Origin of the sequence: Pseudomonas fluorescens, from assembly GCF_900636825.1 — a bacterium.
Classification (GTDB): domain Bacteria; phylum Pseudomonadota; class Gammaproteobacteria; order Pseudomonadales; family Pseudomonadaceae; genus Aquipseudomonas; species Aquipseudomonas fluorescens_BG.
This window is the reverse complement of record NZ_LR134318.1, coordinates 607,986-624,866: the sequence shown is the minus strand read 5'-3', so window position 1 is coordinate 624,866 and position 16,881 is coordinate 607,986. Positions and strand designations below refer to the sequence as shown.

The 16,881-nt window shown below is 60.4% G+C and carries 12 protein-coding genes; 5 read left to right on the top strand and 7 right to left on the bottom strand.

Features of this window, described 5'->3' with window-relative positions; all coding sequences use genetic code 11:
• Positions 1-207: 207 nt before the first annotated feature.
• The 3 genes from EL257_RS02725 to EL257_RS02715 form a co-directional block, all read right to left on the bottom strand.
• Positions 208-1,341, bottom strand: a complete 1,134-nt coding sequence (locus EL257_RS02725; RefSeq protein WP_126359604.1) for a branched-chain amino acid ABC transporter substrate-binding protein — start codon at positions 1,339-1,341, stop codon at positions 208-210.
• A gap of 368 nt (positions 1,342-1,709) precedes the next feature.
• A complete protein-coding gene (locus EL257_RS02720) occupies positions 1,710-2,993 on the bottom strand; it encodes an NAD(P)/FAD-dependent oxidoreductase (protein ID WP_126359602.1) in 1,284 nt (427 codons plus the stop codon).
• Between the two features lie 143 nt (positions 2,994-3,136).
• Complete coding sequence (locus EL257_RS02715; protein ID WP_126359600.1) at positions 3,137-4,627, bottom strand: aldehyde dehydrogenase family protein; 1,491 nt, start codon at positions 4,625-4,627, stop codon at positions 3,137-3,139.
• Positions 4,628-4,790: 163 nt separating this feature from the next.
• Here EL257_RS02715 and EL257_RS02710 point away from each other — a divergent pair, with 163 nt between their 5' ends.
• The 3 genes from EL257_RS02710 (at position 4,791) to nadE (ending at position 7,922) form a co-directional block, all read left to right on the top strand.
• On the top strand, positions 4,791-5,690 hold the full coding sequence (locus tag EL257_RS02710; RefSeq protein ID WP_126359598.1) for a LysR family transcriptional regulator: 900 nt from the start codon (positions 4,791-4,793) through the stop codon (positions 5,688-5,690).
• A gap of 176 nt (positions 5,691-5,866) precedes the next feature.
• Entirely contained in the window at positions 5,867-7,090 is a 1,224-nt protein-coding gene (gene pncB / locus EL257_RS02705; RefSeq protein WP_126359596.1) for a nicotinate phosphoribosyltransferase, read from the top strand.
• Positions 7,091-7,094: 4 nt separating this feature from the next.
• Positions 7,095-7,922: an ammonia-dependent NAD(+) synthetase gene (nadE, locus tag EL257_RS02700; protein WP_126359595.1), complete on the top strand. Its 828-nt coding sequence runs from the start codon at positions 7,095-7,097 to the stop codon at positions 7,920-7,922.
• A 172-nt stretch (positions 7,923-8,094) separates the two neighbouring features.
• On the opposite strand, the gene azu is transcribed toward nadE, so the two are convergent.
• Complete coding sequence (gene azu, locus EL257_RS02695; protein ID WP_126359593.1) at positions 8,095-8,538, bottom strand: azurin; 444 nt, start codon at positions 8,536-8,538, stop codon at positions 8,095-8,097.
• Positions 8,539-8,878: 340 nt separating this feature from the next.
• On the opposite strand from azu, the gene EL257_RS02690 reads away from it, so the two are divergent.
• The gene (locus EL257_RS02690; protein ID WP_126359591.1) at positions 8,879-9,466 is read left to right on the top strand and encodes a TIGR00730 family Rossman fold protein; all 588 of its coding nucleotides are present in this window, start codon (positions 8,879-8,881) and stop codon (positions 9,464-9,466) included.
• A 68-nt stretch (positions 9,467-9,534) separates the two neighbouring features.
• Positions 9,535-9,723, top strand: coding sequence for a hypothetical protein (locus tag EL257_RS02685; RefSeq protein WP_126359589.1), 189 nt, complete (start codon positions 9,535-9,537; stop codon positions 9,721-9,723).
• A 207-nt stretch (positions 9,724-9,930) separates the two neighbouring features.
• Here EL257_RS02685 and EL257_RS02680 read toward each other — a convergent pair whose 3' ends face one another.
• From EL257_RS02680 to EL257_RS02670, 3 genes are all read right to left on the bottom strand, one after another.
• On the bottom strand, positions 9,931-10,824 hold the full coding sequence (locus tag EL257_RS02680) for a transglutaminase family protein (protein ID WP_126359586.1): 894 nt from the start codon (positions 10,822-10,824) through the stop codon (positions 9,931-9,933).
• A complete protein-coding gene (locus EL257_RS02675; RefSeq protein WP_126359584.1) occupies positions 10,824-13,310 on the bottom strand; it encodes a circularly permuted type 2 ATP-grasp protein in 2,487 nt (828 codons plus the stop codon). Before EL257_RS02675 ends, EL257_RS02680 begins: the two co-directional genes overlap by 1 nt.
• Before the next feature lie 88 nt (positions 13,311-13,398).
• Positions 13,399-16,674 (bottom strand): DUF2126 domain-containing protein, encoded by a 3,276-nt coding sequence (locus tag EL257_RS02670; protein WP_126359582.1) that lies wholly within the window; start codon positions 16,672-16,674, stop codon positions 13,399-13,401.
• Between the last annotated feature and the right edge of the window lie 207 nt (positions 16,675-16,881).

Genomic DNA, 16,881 nt, shown 5'->3' with positions numbered 1-16,881 from the left:
GGGGTGCGCGGTTCTTCTAGGAAAAATACAGATGTACGTCGGAGCAATGTCGGAGTGTGATCAGCCCGATCGCCACTGAATCCTGTGGGAGCTGGCTTGCCAGCGATAGCGGTGGATCAGCCAACTTGTGTGTCGATTGACCTGACGCCATCGCGGGCAAGCCCGCTCCCACAGGGTTTCAAGTGAGCCGACTGATCGCGTCAGCCCTTACTTCTGCTTTTCCAGCTGGTGGTATTTGCCGTCCTTGTCCCACTGGTAAACCACGTAGTCGGAGACTTTCAGGTCGCCTTTGGCATCCCAGGTCTTCTCGCCCATGACGGTTTTCACCGGGTTGGCTTTCAGCCACTTGGCAGCGGCTTCGCCGTCGTTTTTCTTCGCACCGTTGAATGCTGCCGCCAGGGTCTGTACCGAAGCGTAGGCGTACAGGGTGTAGCCCTCAGGCTCGGTGCCGGCCTTGCGGAATGCGTCCACAACGGTTTTGCTTTCCGGCAGCAGACGCGGGTCGGCGCCGAAGGTCATCAGCACGCCATCGGTGAATTGCGGGCCGCCAGCGGTGGTAACCAGCTCATCGGTCACGATGCCGTCATCGGACATGAACTTGACGTCTTTGAGGCCTTGTTCACGCAACTGACGAACCAGCGGACCGGCTTCCGGGTGCAGGCCGCCGAAGTAGACAACATCGGCACCGGCGCCACGGATCTTGGTGACAATGGTGCTGAAGTCTTTTTCACCACGGGTCAGACCTTCATAGAGCACCGGCTTCACGCCGCGTTTTTCCAGTTGCGCTTTGGTCGCATCCGCCAGGCCCTGGCCGTAGGTGTCCTTGTCGTGCAGCACGACGACTTTTTTGCCCTTGAGCATGTCGACGATGTAGTCGCCAGCCACGATGCCTTGCTGGTCGTCACGCCCGCACATACGGAACATGGCGCTCAGGCCGCGCTCGGTGACTTGCGGGTTGGTCGAACCTGGAGTGATCGCGATGATCCCGGCTTCGTCGTAGATTTCCGACGCTGGAATGGTCGAGGAAGAGCAGAAGTGACCGACCACGCCGGCCACTTTCTGGTTGGTGAGGTCCTTGGCGACCGTCACCGCCTGTTTCGGCTCGCAGGCATCATCGCCCTTGACCAGAACGATTTTCTCGCCGTTGACGCCGCCGGCCGCGTTGACCGCGTCAGCCGCCGCCTGTGCACCCTTCATGTACTGTTCGCCAAATGCTGCGTTGGCGCCCGTCATTGGACCCGCTACACCGATCTTGATATCAGCTTGAGCAAACGCAGAAACACCCAGCGCAGCAGCTACTGCGAGGGCCAGAAAGCCTTTCTTGTAAAACGTCTGGGACATGAGGTGGTGCTCCAAGGTTTTTTTTAGTTGGCACTGCGACTTCACTTCACTCAAAGCTCAGAGCAAGGCCCGTGCCATCGGTTTTTTATTCTTCAAAAAGTCGCTGCTTTGTTGTTATTTCGACTGTTTCGGTCCCATTTTCATTGGGCGTGCAACCGTCTAAACCGCGGAAGGTGAAACCATATTTTTTTTCAGGCGCAACCCTCACGCGCCATCATTGCAACCGCAGCGGCAAACCACGTGCAACCAGCCTGTAACAGCCCGCGTCACCGAACTGCACACTGCTGGTGCGGGACTGCTACAACCCGCACCATTACAGGCTAGTCGCTCGATTCAAAAGCGCCGCTTCCGGCAACAAATTTCAACACTCAAATAACGATGCGCAGGCACTGGCCCGCGTGATACAGCGAGAAGCCGGCCTCGTACAGGCAACTGCGCAACCCCACGCCCGCCAAGGGCTGCATCGGTGCAAAGGGAATCGGCAGAGCCTGCGGATCGCCATCGCACAGGTAATCGGCGAAAGCTTTGCCGACGACGGTGCCGGTGGTGACGCCGCGGCCGTTATAACCGGTGACAGCCACCAGCCCCGGCGCCGGTTCGAACAGGCGCATCAGATGGTCTGGCGTAAAGGCGATGCGCCCGGTCCAGGTGCATTCCCATTCGACCGGCTTCAGGTTGGGAAAGTAATGTTGCTGCACCCGGTCGGCCCATGCTTTGAGAAACCACGTCGGTTTCTGATTGCCATTGCCCAGGCTGCCGAGCAACAGACGGCCGTCCTTGTCGCGGCGAATGCTGCTCAGCACCTGACGGGTGTCCCACGAACCCTGCCCGCCAGGAAGAATTTCCTGGGCAGCGTCCTCGGTCAGGGGCACTGACGCCACTTGATAGTAATAACCGGGGAAAAAATTACGTTTGAGTTCCGTCCAGTCGCCCTCGGTGTAAGCATTGGAGGCGATGACCACTTGCTCGGCCAGCACCGAACCCTGAGCGGTCTGCACCGACCATTGCTGCCCGACGCGTTCGAGGCGTGTCACCGGAGAATGATCGAACAGCTGCCCGCCAAGCCCGCGCACGGCGTTGGCCAGCCCGCTGACATAGGCCATCGGATTGAGCGTACCGGCGCGCCGGTCGAGCAGCGCGGCGGCGATTTTCTGCGTGCCGGTGGCTTGCTCGCAGGCTTTGCCGGTCAGTAACTCGACCGGCGCACCCCGGCGCTGCCATTGCTGTTCACGACTGCGCAGATCCGCCTCGCCCTTGGCGTTGTGCGCCATGTGCAAAGTGCCTTCGCGGCGCAATTGGCAATCGATCCGGTATTTGTCCACAACGCTGAACACCAGCGCCGGGGCCGCGCCGAGCATGCGATTGAGCTGACTGCCGACCGCCTCACCGAAACCGGCTTCGATCTCGTCCGGTGGAATCCACATGCCGGCGTTGACCAGCCCGACGTTGCGCCCGGAGCCACCATTCCCCGCGCGATGCGCTTCCAGCACGCAGACGCTTTTGCCTTTTTCCAACAGATGCAGCGCCGCCGACAGCCCGGTGAATCCGGCGCCGACCACGCAGACATCAACCTTGACCTCACCATTGAGCGCCGAATGATCGGGCCTTTGCGGCGTAAGGGCTTCCCACAGACATTCTTCGCGTAACGGCATTGCCAGACTCCAACAGAAACCTAACCAATTGCGTTGTGGGCGCTAAAAAGATCGCAGCCTTCGGCAGCTCCTACAAAACCGCAGCCAACCGCAGCCCTGTAGGAGCTGCCGAAGGCTGCGATCTTTTCAGCTTTTTCTCAATTTCAGTCGAACGTGATGCCCTGCGCCAACGGCAGCTCCAGCGAATAGTTAACCGTGTTGGTCTGCCGACGCATATACGCGCGCCAGGCATCGGAGCCCGATTCGCGCCCGCCACCGGTCTCTTTCTCGCCACCGAAGGCGCCGCCGATTTCCGCACCACTCGGGCCGATGTTGACGTTGGCGATGCCGCAGTCGCTGCCGACCGCCGACATGAACCGCTCGGCTTCGCGCACGTCGGTGGTAAAGATGCACGACGACAAGCCCTGTGGCACGGCATTGTTCAAGCGCAGCGCTTCCTCGAAATCGCTGTAGCCGACCACGTAGAGAATCGGCGCGAAGGTTTCGCTGCAGACCACATCACTCTGCTCGGGCATTTCAACGATGGCGGGCGAGACGTAGTAGGCGTTGGGGAATTGATCCTCGAGCTGACGCTTGCCGCCGAATACCCGCCCACCTTCGCTCAGCGCCTGCTCCAGCGCGTCCTGCATGTTTTCGAAGCTGTGCTTGTCGATCAGCGGGCCGACCAGATTGCCTTCCAACGGATGACCGATGCGCACTTTCGAATAAGCAGCCTTGAGGCGGGTGACGATTTCTTCCTTCACCGATTCATGGGCGATCAGCCGGCGCAAGGTGGTGCAACGCTGGCCGGCCGTGCCAACGGCGCTGAACAGAATCGCGCGCACAGCCATGTCGAGATCGGCGCTCGGGCCGAGGATCATCGCGTTGTTACCGCCCAGTTCGAGAATGCTGCGGGCAAACCGCGCGGCAACCTTCGGCGCCACTTCGCGGCCCATGCGCGTGCTGCCGGTGGCGCTGATCAGCGCGACACGCGGGTCGTCGACCAATGCTTCACCGGCATCGCGACCGCCAATGATCACCTGGCAAAGGCTCGCCGGGGCATCGCTGAAATTCTTCACCACGCGGTCGAACAGCGCCTGGCAAGCCAGCGCGGTCAGCGGCGTTTTTTCCGACGGTTTCCACACCACCGGGTTACCGCAGACCAGCGCCAACGTGGTGTTCCACGCCCACACGGCGACCGGAAAATTGAACGCGCTGATCACCCCGACCACGCCCAGCGGATGCCAGGTTTCGCGCATATGGTGGCCCGGACGCTCGGAGGCGATGGTCAAGCCGTACAGCTGACGAGACAGGCCGACGGCGAAATCGCAGATGTCGATCATCTCCTGCACTTCACCCAAGCCTTCCTGGGTAATCTTGCCCGCCTCCCAGGAAACCAGTTCGCCGAGATCGGCCTTGTACTCGCGCAACACTTCGCCGAACTGACGCACCAGTTCGCCGCGCCGCGGCGCCGGCACCTTGCGCCACAGCTCGAACGCATGATCTGCGCGACTGATGTGCTGCTCGACTTCGGCTGCACCTTCCCAATTCACCGCAGCAATGCGGCTGCCATCGATAGGCGAATGCACCGGCACTTTGCCGTTCTGATAAAGGGCCGGGTTCACGCCCAGACGATCAAGCAATGCGGCAACCATGAGTCACTCCTCAAGCAAAAACTGAATGTGTGCGGGCGCTTTTTCGCGACCGGGCAGACCTTTAGTTGTAGCGTTCCTTTGCTGAGGCAACAAACGACCTTTACGCGAGATATCATTCCGTTTATTCATGCTGCGCACAGAAACACAAGATAAAGGATCGGCCATGCTGAACAAACGCCACTTGCCCTCGATTACCGCGTTGCAATGCTTCGAGGCCGTGACCCGCCACCTGAGCTTCACCCGCGCCGCCGAGGAACTGAACCTGACCCAGAGCGCGGTCAGCAAGCAGGTCGCGCAGCTCGAAGAATTGTTGCAGCATTTATTGTTTCGTCGTGTCCGCCGCCGCTTGCAGATGACCCCGGCCGGGGATTTGTATCTGGTCGAGGTACGAAAAATCCTCACCCAAGTGGAGATGTCGACGCATTACCTGCGTTCCTACGGCGGCGAGACGGAAGTCCTGCGCGTTTCGACTCCATCGACCTTCGGCGCAAGGTGGCTCGTGCCGCGTCTCAAGGGCTGGCGCCTGCGCCATCCATCGATTCATCTGGATTTGTGCAATGAGCAGGAAGCGGACGATCTGCTGCAAGGGCGCAGCGATCTGGCGTTCTATTTCGGCCAGGGTTCGCGGCCGGGAACGGAGTGCCTGAAACTGTTCGGCGAAGAGCTGGTGCCGGTCTGTGCACCGGGCAGCCTGCCGGAAAAACCATTCACCGATCCGACGCAACTCACCGATCTGGTTCTGCTGCAAAATGCTTCGCGACCGCAGGCATGGCACGACTGGTTCGCCAGTCAGGGCTACCAGACCGAACACAGCTACCACGGGCCACGCTTCGAAACCTTCTATATGTGCACTCGCGCCGCCCAGGTCGGCTGCGGTGTGGCGCTGTTGCCACGATTTCTGGTGGAAGAAGAATTGGCCGACGGCAAACTGGTGATTCCCTGGGAGCATGCCATGCCCAGCGGCGACGCCTATTACCTCGCGTATCCGGAGCATGCGGCGGAAGTGCCGAAAGTGCGCGACTTCGTCAAATGGATGCTTGAACAGATCGACAATCCCCTGTAGGAGCTGCCGCAGGCTGCGATCTTTTGATCTTCAAAACCAACATCAAAAGATCGCAGCCTGCGGCAGCTCCTACAGAAGCACAGCAGAAATTACTGGCAATCCCCACCACTGATATGCGCCACTAGTGTCATTGAAATAGACCGCGCAAGCCGCGGCGCATCTGGAGAGCCCTTTTTATGAGCGAGAGTGTGTTTGCCGATCGCATCGTGCAGAACCTGCTCGACACCGACTTCTACAAGCTGACGATGATGCAGGCGGTGCTGCACAACTACCCCAACGTCGAAGTCGAATGGGAGTTCCGTTGTCGCAACGCCGAGGATCTGCGCCCGTATCTGGCCGAGATCCGCTATCAGATCGAGCGCTTGGCCGAGCTGAGCCTGAGTGCCGATCAGCTGAGTTTTCTCGAGCGCATCACTTTTCTCAAACCCGACTTCCTGCGTTTTCTCGGGCTGTTTCGCTTCAACCTGCGCTATGTGCACACGGGCATCGAGAACGGTGAATTGTTCATCCGCCTGCGCGGGCCGTGGCTGCATGTGATCCTTTATGAAGTGCCGCTGTTGGCGATCGTCAGCGAAGTGCGCAACCGCTATCGCTATCGCGAAACCGTACTCGCTCAAGCGCGCGAGCAGCTCTATCGCAAGTTCGACTGGCTCACCGCCAACGCCTCTGCCGACGAGCTGGCGCAACTGCAGGTCGCCGATTTCGGCACCCGCCGGCGGTTTTCCTACGGCGTGCAGGAAGAAGTGGTGAATGTGCTCAAGCACGATTTCCCTGGGCGTTTCGTCGGCACCAGCAACGTGCACCTGTCGCGTGAGCTGGATATGAAACCGTTGGGCACCATGGCCCATGAATGGATCATGGCCCACCAGCAACTCGGCCCGCGCCTGATCGATAGCCAGATAGCCGCCCTTGATTGCTGGGTTCGCGAGTACCGAGGCTTGCTCGGGATCGCCCTCACCGACTGCATCACCACTGACGCTTTCCTCGGCGATTTCGACCTGTTCTTCGCCAAGCTTTTCGACGGCCTGCGCCATGATTCCGGGGATCCGGTGGTGTGGGGCGAAAAATGCATCGCCCACTATCACAAGCTCGGCATCGATCCGCTGAGCAAAACCCTGGTGTTTTCCGACAGTCTGAACCTGCCCAAATCGTTGGAGATATTCCGCGCGTTGCACGGTCGGATCAATGTGAGCTTCGGCATTGGTACCAATCTGACCTGTGACATTCCGGGTGTCGAACCGATGAGCATCGTGCTTAAAATGACCGCCTGCAACGGCCAGCCGGTGGCGAAGATCTCCGATGAGCCAGGCAAGTCACAATGCAAAGACCCGAATTTCGTCGCGTATTTGCGACACGTATTCCAGGTTCCTGCCGATTCCAGTCCATCTAGCAAGGAGTGAATTCATGCAAGCCGTACAGCGTGAGATTGCTGAACAGCTCAAGGTGCAACCGCCGTTCGCCGACCATAATGCCCTGCAAGCAGAAGTCGCACGGCGGATTACCTTTATCCAGGATTGCCTGGTCAATTCCGGCCTCAAGACCTTGGTGCTGGGGATCAGCGGTGGCGTCGACTCGCTGACCGCCGGCCTGTTGGCCCAGAGGGCGATGCGTGAACTGCGCGAACAAAGCGGCGACAACAGTTACAAGTTCATCGCCGTGCGCCTGCCGTATGAAACCCAGTTTGACGAGCACGACGCCCAGGCCTCCCTCGAATGCATCGCGCCGGATGAGATCCAGACCGTGAACATCGGTCCGGCCGTGAAGGCGCTGGCTGCTCAGGTGCACGCTTTCGAAGGCAAACCGGCGGCGTCGGTGGATTTTGTGCTTGGCAATACCAAGGCACGCATGCGCATGGTCGCCCAATACACCATTGCAGGCGCGGCAGGCGGTTTGGTGATCGGCACCGACCATGCGGCGGAAGCGGTGATGGGGTTTTTCACCAAGTTCGGCGATGGCGCCTGCGATCTGGCACCGCTCAGCGGTCTGGTGAAGAATCAGGTGCGGGCAATCGCGCGCAGCCTGGGCGCGCCGGAATCACTGGTCGAGAAAGTGCCGACGGCGGATCTGGAAGACCTGTCACCGGGCAAACCGGACGAAGCCGCGCACGGTGTCACATATGCCGAAATTGATGCGTTTCTCCACGGCGAACCGGTGCGAGATGAGGCAGCAAAGATCATTGTCGAGACGTACAACAAGACCCATCACAAACGCGTGATGCCGTTCGCCCCGTAAGAAGCCGACCGCAGAACCCTGCAGGAGCCTGTAGGAGCCTGTAGGAGCTGACGAGTGCAACGAGGCTGCGATCTTTTGATCTTGTTCTTAAAGCAAGATCAAAAGATCGCAGCCTTCGGCAGCTCCTACAGAAACAAAAAAGCGTCCCGAGGGACGCTTTTTTCTGCCTGGATTACTTGACGACGACGGTGCCTTTCATCATCGAGATGTGCCCCGGGAACGAGCAGAAAAAACCGTAGCCGCCATCCGCTACCTTGGCCACATCGAAAGTCACCGAATCGGTTTCCTTGGCGCCGATGATCTTGGTGTGGGCAACGATGCGCGCATCGCCATCCTTCAGATAGTTCTTGTCGATACCGGCAGCCAGACCATCGGTAGCGATTGGCTGCATGTCAGCTTCTTTGCTGATCACCAGGTTATGGCCCATGACATTTTTTGGCAGGCTGCCCGAGTGGGTCAGTTCGACGGTGAAAGTCTTGCAGCTCTTGTCGATCACGATTTCCTTGGTGTTGAAGGACATCTGATCAGTGGAGTCAACGGTGGTTTTGCACTCGGCAGCCATCAATTGGCTGCTGGCCAGCGCCAGCAGGGATACCGCAACAACTTTGGAAAACATGGTGAATCTCCAAGGCAGGGTTAACAAAACACTAGTGAGGGAAAGACTGCCTGAAATCTTCGCAAGTTCCTATGACTTGTGTCAAAAATTGTATACAACTTTCAGGCTATGACCGTCATGAAGACAATCTAAGGGCCGGATTTGCCCGTCAGCCCTATGATCGCCCCATCCCAACGAAACGGAGTGTCGGTCATGTTCTTTAACGGTCTGTTGTGCAGTTTGCTCGCCGCCTATGCCTGTGGCGCCAGCGGTACTTGCGAAACACCGGAGCGCGACGTTTAACCCTTGGATCGACGCGTCTGTGCCATTACCCTGTGTCGGATTGACCCAGGAGAAAGGCATGTCTCTGAAATCCGTGTGTGTATTTTGTGGTGCCAACGCGGGCACTGTTCCGGCCTATACCGAAGCTGCCGTCGCCCTTGGCCGGGCGCTGGCCGAACGCAAGCTGACGCTGGTCTACGGCGGTGGCGCTGTGGGCTTAATGGGCATTGTCGCCGACGCCGCGCTGGCCGCGGGCGGTGAGGTGATCGGCATCATCCCGCAGAGTCTTATGAACAAGGAGATCGGTCACAAAAGCCTGACGCGCCTGGAAGTGGTCGACGGCATGCATGCACGCAAGGCGGGGATGGCTGAACTCAGCGATGCGTTCATTGCGCTGCCGGGCGGCCTCGGCACGCTGGAAGAGCTGTTTGAAGTCTGGACCTGGGGCCAGCTCGGCTATCACGGCAAACCGCTGGGCCTGCTCGAAGTGAACGGTTTCTACAGCAAACTCACCGCATTTCTCGATCATATCGTCGGCGAAGGCTTCGTTCGCGCGCCACACCGTGACATGCTGCAAGTGAGCGAATCGCCGCAAACGCTGCTCGAAGCCCTCGATCGCTGGGAGCCGACCGTCACGCCAAAGTGGGTCGACCAGAAACCCGGCTAACCACCGGGCACCGATACAGGGCAGAATATGCGCCGCTCAACCTCACCTTCGACCCCAGAGGAACGCCCATGGCCAAACCCAATTACTCCTTCGCCAAACGTCAACGAGACTTGGCAAAGGAACAGAAGAAAGAGGAAAAGCTTCAGCGCAAGAAGCAAACCGCTGAAGAAGCGGCACTGAACCCTGACGGTGAAGTGGCGACGGATGACGATGTTGATGCAACCGATGCACCGAAAGATCCGGCGCCTGACGCCTGAGCCCCACCGGGTTTGATGATCGAATCAGACCCTGCGGATTTGTGACGAGGCTGGCGGTTTTGCTGCCGGCCCTCACTGCCATCGTTTCCCCTGACACATCGACCCTCCCTGTGGGAGCGAGCCTGCTCGCGAAAGCGGTGCATCTGTTAGAAATGAATTGGCTGACCTGACGCTTTCGCGAGCAGGCTCGCTCCCACCCTATGCATTCTATTCATTCAATGGCATTACCGTGACCCGCACTTCCGGGTCGTGATTGCCGCCACCCAATATCACCCCGCGCAACGGCGACACATCGGAAAAGTCCCGGCCCCACGCCAACGTGATGTGTTCCAGCGCCGGCTGGACATTGTTGGTCGGATCGAAATCCACCCATCCCGATACCGGGCAAAACACCGCAACCCAGGCATGCGAGGCGTCGGCGCCGATCAGGCGGGGCTGGCCAGGCGGCGGCTGGGTCAACAGGTAGCCGCTGACATAACGCGCAGCTAGCCCACGCGAGCGCAGACACGCCAGCATCAGATGAGCAAAGTCCTGGCAGACCCCGCGCCGACGCTCCAGCACCTCGACCAGCGGCGTCGCCACTTGGGTGGCTTCGGCATCGAACGTGAACTCGCTGAAAATCTTCTGCATCAGTGCCTGCACGCCGAGCAATAACGGTCGTCCCATTGGAAAGCAGCTTTGCGAAAACTCGACGAAGCTGCGCTTCAAATGCACATAGGGTGACTGGAACCGGTAGCGACAGGCTTCGAGCAAGTCGGCAGACAACGGCTGACCGCTGTAAGTCAGCGCATCGCGGGTCTGCTCCCACGGCGGCGACTGATCGAAATCCAGCGCCGGTCGCGCCAGCACCTCAACCGTCAGCCGGGCGTTGACCTGCAACTCGTCATGGGGGCGTTCGAAAGCCAACCGGGTCAGCGGATTGCCGAACACGTCCAGCTCGTCACGGCGCATGGTCGGCTCGGGACTGATCAATAGTTGCTGCTCGGTGCAGCGCTGCCAGCTGCATGCGCGCGGCCACAAGTGCGCCAGTTGCTGCGCGAGGGAAACCGGGCTGTCGTAGTGATAACAGGTGTCGTGGAAGATCTGATACTGAGCGCTCATCACACCGACACCGTTCGCTGGCTGACATCATCGACATGGGCAAAATGGCGCAGCGCCAAACGATCCGAGACTTGGCCGCTGGCTTCGGCGATGTCCTGCAACACATCGGCCAGACCATCCAGCGCGGCACGTACGCTGGATTTGCCGAAGAGCGGATTTTCCAGACAACCGAGATCAAACCGCGACAGGCGTTCGACCAGTTGCGGCAGTACGGTTTCGCGAGGCGCGGCGAAATCGTCGTTAAGGCGCTTCAGGGTGCGGGTCACCAGTTTCAACTGAAACAACACCGCGTGGGGGTTCTGCTCATCCAGCAGCAGCAAATCAAGCACCGGAATCAATTGCGCCACCGCCAGATAGCGCGAGCGATAGGTGATGCTGCTGTTGCCCAGCTCCAGCAACCACTCAAGCCCCGCCTGATCGAACACACCCGCACCGCGCAGAAACGCCGCCAGACTGCTGCTGAGAAACTGCAGGCGTTCGATGCGCCGGCCAATCATCAGAAAGCGCCAGCCTTCGTCACGGGTCATGTCATCCAGCGCAAAACCCGACAGCGCCGCCAGCGACATCACCAGTCGATTGAGAAAGTCCAGCAGTTCGCCGAAGTCCGGCTCGTCGACTTCCAGCTCCAGCGCCTCGCGCTGCAATTCAACCAGTGCCTGCCAGTTCTCACGGGACAGCTTGCCGCGCACCTGCGATGCAGCCCACTGGAGGCGTTGCAGGTTGGAGCGCAGGCTGAACGACCAGTCCTCGCCCAGCAGCGCGGCGAGCAGCCGCTGCGGCAGTTCGCCTTCATCCGGTAACAGGGCCAGGCGCTCACCGAGATCGACCGCTGCTTGCAGCGCCTGCGGATCATCGCCGTCGACATAGCGCGTGAGCATGATGCGCAGCAGCCGCGCGCTGTCGTCGCAGCGCTCGCAGTAGCGGCCGAACCAGAACAGATTTTCCACTACCCGTGACGGCAGGTACGGATCGCGCCGGACCAGATCATGCACGCCCACATTACGCTGCGCCTTCCACTGCTCACCACTCGGCGCACGGTCGCTGAGCACCCAGGTGTCCTTGCTCGCGCCGCCGCGCTGCATAGACACCACTTCCGCATCGGCGTCGGCCGCCACGCGGGTCAGACCGCCCGGCAGCACGCGGTAGCCGTCGTGACTGGCCACCGCATACATGCGCATGCCGATTGCCCGTGGCTGCAGATGTCCGTCTTCGGCTTGCCAGACCGGTGCCTGCGAGAGTTGCGCGAGTTCTTGCGCGACGTAGGCATAAGGCCGCGCCTGCATGCGCTGCGCCAGTTCCAGACGTTGGCTTTCATTCAGATCACGGCCGAACAACGGCGCGAAGCTTTGCGACGGGAACGCCGGTTTGATCAACAGCTCCGGAAGTTTTTCCAGCGCTTGCGCCAGCACCGGCGTTTCACCGCACCACCAGGTAGCGATCGACGGCAGAATCAGTTCTTCGCCGAACAGGTATTGATTGATCTTCGGCAGAAACCCCAACAGGCCCGGCGATTCCAGCACGCCGCTGCCCAGCGCATTGGCTACCAGCACCCGCCCCTGACGCACAGCTTCCAGGAGACCGGGCACGCCAAGCGCCGAGTCGGTACGCAATTCCAGCGGGTCGCAGAAATCATCGTCGAGGCGGCGCATGATCGCGTGCACCCGGCGCAGACCGCTGAGGGTTTTCAGGTACACCGTGGCATTGCGCACGGTCAGATCGCCGCCCTCGACCAACGGATAACCGAGCTGACGCGCCAGATAAAGATGCTCGAAATAGCTTTCGTTGAAACGCCCCGGTGTCAGCAGCACCACCAGCGGTGCGTCCTCCCCCTGCGGTGCTTGACGGGCCAAGGTTTCCTGCAAGGTGCGGAAGAATCCGGCCAGATGCTGCACCTTCAGATCGCGGTACAGATCAGGGAAAGCGCGGGAGACGATGGTGCGGTTTTCCAGCGCATAGCCAGCACCGGACGGCGCCTGGGTGCGATCGGCGGTGACCCACCAGCGACCATCCGGCGTGCGTGCAAGATCCACGGCATACAAATGCAGAAAAGCTGACTCGGGCGGAGAAATGCCCTGACAGGGCCAGAGAAAATTGTTGTGTCCGAATACCAGTTCGGCGGGCAGCAGGCCTTCGCTGATCAGCCGTTGCGGGCCGTACAGATCCGCCAGCACCGCGTTGAGCAAGCGCGCACGCTGAGCGATCCCGGCCGACAGCTGTTGCCACTCATCCGCCGCGATCACATGGGGCAACAGATCCAGTTCCCAGGGCCGATCCGCCCCCTTGGGATCGGCATAGACGTTATAGGTGACGCCGTTTTCCTGAATCTGCCGCGCCAGCAAGGCCTGGCGTTGCACCAATTGCGCGGGGCTGCTGCGCTGCAACTGATCGAACAGCCGTTGCCAATGCGGGCGCACCGCACCACTGCCGTCGAGCAGTTCGTGATAAGTGCCCGCCGTGTGCGGGTAGCGGTCTAGCAGGTCAGGCATGGAAAGCTCGGCAGACAGCAAGGAACGGTCAGACTAACGCAGGCACATGACGCGCGGATATACGAAAAATCCGCGCGTAGCGTACGAACTAGAAACGTCGTAAATCGAGGGTCATCGGCAACTCGTCATTGATTTCAACCTGTGGCACCGCAAGTTTTCCCGGTGTGTGTCCGACGCGGAAGAATCGCGCCATGCGCCGGCTCTCCGCTTCGTTGGCGTTGACCGGTAGCGTTTGGTAATTACGCCCTCCGGGATGCGCCACATGATATTGGCAGCCGCCCAGCGAGCGCCCCATCCAGGTGTCGAGCAAGTCGAACACCAGCGGCGCATGCACCGCGATGGTCGGGTGCAGGCAGTTGGCCGGTTGCCAGGCGCGATAACGCACCCCCGCAACGAACTCGCCCACTCGCCCGGTAGGGTGCAAAGGCACCGCAACGCCGTTGCACGTCAGTAAATAACGCTGCGGCGGCAACCCTTTGAGGGTGACCTGCAGGCGCTCCAGCGATGAGTCCACGTAACGCACCGTTCCGCCCGCCGCGCCCTCCTCGCCCAATACATGCCAGGGCTCCAGTGCTTGGCGCAGTTCGAGTTCAATGCCGTTGACGGCGTAGTCGCCGACCTTGGGAAAACGAAACTCCAGATGGGCGGCGAACCATTCCGCGCGCAATGCATAGCCAGCGTTGTTGAGTTCGACGATAACGTCGGCGAAGTCCTGTTCGATAAAGTGCGGCAGCAGGAATCGATCGTGCAACTCGGTGCCCCAACGGGCCAGCTTCGGCGGCGCATAAGGCTCGCGCCAGAACCGCGCCACCAATGCCCGCAGCAACAACTGCTGAGCCAGGCTCATGCGCGCATGGGGCGGCATTTCAAAGGCGCGCAGTTCCAGCAGGCCAAGCCGCCCGGTGGCGCCATCCGGCGAATAAAGTTTGTCGATGCAGAATTCGGCACGGTGGGTGTTGCCGGTGACGTCGATCAGCAGGTTGCGCAGCAGTCGATCCACCCGCCAGGGCGGACACTCCTCGTCCGGCTCGGGCATTTGTGCAAAAGCGATTTCCAGCTCATACAGCGCGTCATTGCGTGCCTCGTCGACACGCGGTGCCTGTGAGGTCGGGCCGATGAACAGGCCGGAAAACAGATACGACAACGACGGGTGATTGTGCCAGTAACTGATCAGACTGCGCAGCAGATCCGGCCGACGCAAGAACGGTGAGTCTGCCGGAGTCGCCCCGCCGAGAACGAAATGGTTACCACCGCCGGTGCCGGTGTGGCGGCCGTCGATCATGAATTTCTCGGTGGTCAGACGGGTCTGGCGCGCCTCTTCATAAAGAAACTCGGTGCGTTCGACCAATTCGTCCCACGTCGCCGATGGCTGCACGTTGACTTCGATCACACCCGGATCCGGGGTGATGCGGAAATTGCTCAGGCGCGGATCACTCGGCGGCTCGTAGCCCTCCAGCAGCACCGGACAATGCAGCTCTTCGGCGGTGGCTTCGATGGCCGCCACCAATTCCAGATAGTCTTCGACCCGTTCCAACGGCGGCATGAACAGGTACAGACGGCCCTCGCGCGCTTCGGCGCAAAACGCGGTGCGGGTCAGCCAGTCAGCGGACTCGTCGATATCCGGTGCGCGCTCGTCGGCCAGGGCCGGTTCAGCATGACGGTTGAGCTGCGCGGCATCCGGCAGTTCGGGAAAGTCCTGATTGGGGTCGTTGGGATGGATAAACGGATACTCAGCGGCCTTTACCCATGGTTGCGAACCCAACGGCAAGCGATAGCCCAGCGGCGAATCCCCCGGCACCAAACGACAATGCTCATCGCGCAGATACCAGCGTCCGCTCTGCCATTGATCACCTTTGGCGGTGCGCGCCAGCGGCAGCACCTGCCCGATGACTTTGTCGAGGCCCTGGCTGAAAACCTTGCGCAATCGCGCGCGCTCCAGCGGCTCTTCGAGACGCGAATCTTCAGCGCTGACGTTGCTTGGCAACGTGCCCTCGCGCCAGAGGTGATAGAAATTGTCTTCGTAGGCCGGGAACACAAAGCGTGCAGGTAGCTTCAGGCGCTCGGCGACGCTGGCGAGAAAGCGTCCGGCCAGTTCGCCATTGGCGCCGTAATCCTGTTGTTCGTCGGCGATCAATGCGGCGTTGTGCCAGATCGGTGCGCCGTCGCGGCGCCAATAGCAGTTGAGCGACCAGCGCGGCAATTGCTCGCCGGGATACCACTTGCCTTGCCCGAAATGCACCAGCCCTTGCGGCGCGTAATGTTTGCGCATGCGTTGGAACAGTTCAGCGGAGAGCCGGCGTTTGTCGGCGCCCAATGCGGCGGTGTTCCACTCGGCGCCATCCGGATCATCGATGGAGACGAAGGTCGGTTCACCGCCCATGGTCAGGCGCACGTCGTCCGCCAGCAGGTCGGCATCGATTTGCCGGCCCAGCGTTTGAATCGCCAGCCACTGCTCGTCGCTGTAAGGCTTGGTGACCCGCGGCGCCTCCCAGATTCGCTCCACCGACATTTCATGGCTGAACTCGCACTCGCACGGTTCCACCAACCCGCTGATGGGTGCGGCTGACGATGGATCGGGGCTGCAGGCCAGCGGGATATGCCCTTCACCGGCAAACAAGCCGGACGTCGCGTCGAGCCCGATCCAGCCAGCGCCCGGTAGATACACTTCGCACCAGGCATGCAGATCGGTGAAATCGACGTCGGTGCCGGACGGACCGTCGAGACTCTTCACATCGGCCGTCAGCTGGATCAGATAGCCGGAAACGAAACGCGCGGCCAGACCGAGATTGCGCAGCAGTTGCACCAGCAGCCACGCCGAATCACGGCATGAGCCGGAGGCGTGTTCGAGGGTGTGTTCCGGGGTCTGCACGCCCGGCTCCATGCGGATCAGGTAGCCGATGTCTTCGCTGAGACGCTGATTGAGCGCTACCAGAAAATCCACGGCGGGCAATGGCGTGCGATCGATACCGTCGAGATAAGCCTTGAACTTCGGCGTCAGCGGTAACGTTTCAAGGTACGGCGCCAGCTCTTTGCGTTCGTCGGCAGCGTAGGCGAAAGGGATTTTTTCCGCGTAGGGCTCGAGGAAAAAGTCGAAGGGGTTGAACACAGCCATCTCGGCGAGCAGATCAACTTCTATGCGCAGCTCCGTGGTTTTCTCGGGAAACACCAGGCGCGCGAGGTAGTTGCCCTGCGGGTCTTGCTGCCAATTGATGAAATGCTGCTCGGGCGAGACTTTCAGCGCATACGACAGAATCCGCGTGCGGCTGTGAGCAGCCGGGCGCAGGCGTACGATCTGCGGGCCGAGTTCGACAGCGCGGTCATAGCGGTAATGCGTGACGTGATGCAATGCGACATGAATCGACACGGCGTGCCTCCTGCGAGCCTGGGCGTATGCGAACGCGCGCAAGACTTATGCCATGCACAGCCTTGGACGCTTTCGCGAAATGCTAAGCGCAGTACAGCACCAAAATCGGGCGACGTGAGGAAATGCTTTGGGGAGTTTGCTTCTATTTGTGGCAGGCATTGATCGTGGGAGTGTCTGAGCGGGCCCCATCGCTGGCAAGCCAGCTCC

Excerpts from the sequence above, each read along its gene's own strand:
- pncB (WP_126359596.1), top strand. The coding sequence starts at position 5,867 with ATGAGCGAGAGTGTGTTTGCCGATCGCATCGTGCAGAACCTGCTCGAC.
- azu (WP_126359593.1), bottom strand. The coding sequence starts at position 8,538 with ATGTTTTCCAAAGTTGTTGCGGTATCCCTGCTGGCGCTGGCCAGCAGC.
- EL257_RS02720 (WP_126359602.1), bottom strand. The coding sequence starts at position 2,993 with ATGCCGTTACGCGAAGAATGTCTGTGGGAAGCCCTTACGCCGCAAAGG.
- EL257_RS02710 (WP_126359598.1), top strand. The coding sequence starts at position 4,791 with ATGCTGAACAAACGCCACTTGCCCTCGATTACCGCGTTGCAATGCTTC.
- EL257_RS02685 (WP_126359589.1), top strand. The coding sequence starts at position 9,535 with ATGGCCAAACCCAATTACTCCTTCGCCAAACGTCAACGAGACTTGGCA.
- EL257_RS02675 (WP_126359584.1), bottom strand. The coding sequence starts at position 13,310 with ATGCCTGACCTGCTAGACCGCTACCCGCACACGGCGGGCACTTATCAC.
- EL257_RS02680 (WP_126359586.1), bottom strand. The coding sequence starts at position 10,824 with ATGAGCGCTCAGTATCAGATCTTCCACGACACCTGTTATCACTACGAC.
- EL257_RS02690 (WP_126359591.1), top strand. The coding sequence starts at position 8,879 with ATGTCTCTGAAATCCGTGTGTGTATTTTGTGGTGCCAACGCGGGCACT.
- EL257_RS02725 (WP_126359604.1), bottom strand. The coding sequence starts at position 1,341 with ATGTCCCAGACGTTTTACAAGAAAGGCTTTCTGGCCCTCGCAGTAGCT.
- EL257_RS02715 (WP_126359600.1), bottom strand. The coding sequence starts at position 4,627 with ATGGTTGCCGCATTGCTTGATCGTCTGGGCGTGAACCCGGCCCTTTAT.
- nadE (WP_126359595.1), top strand. The coding sequence starts at position 7,095 with ATGCAAGCCGTACAGCGTGAGATTGCTGAACAGCTCAAGGTGCAACCG.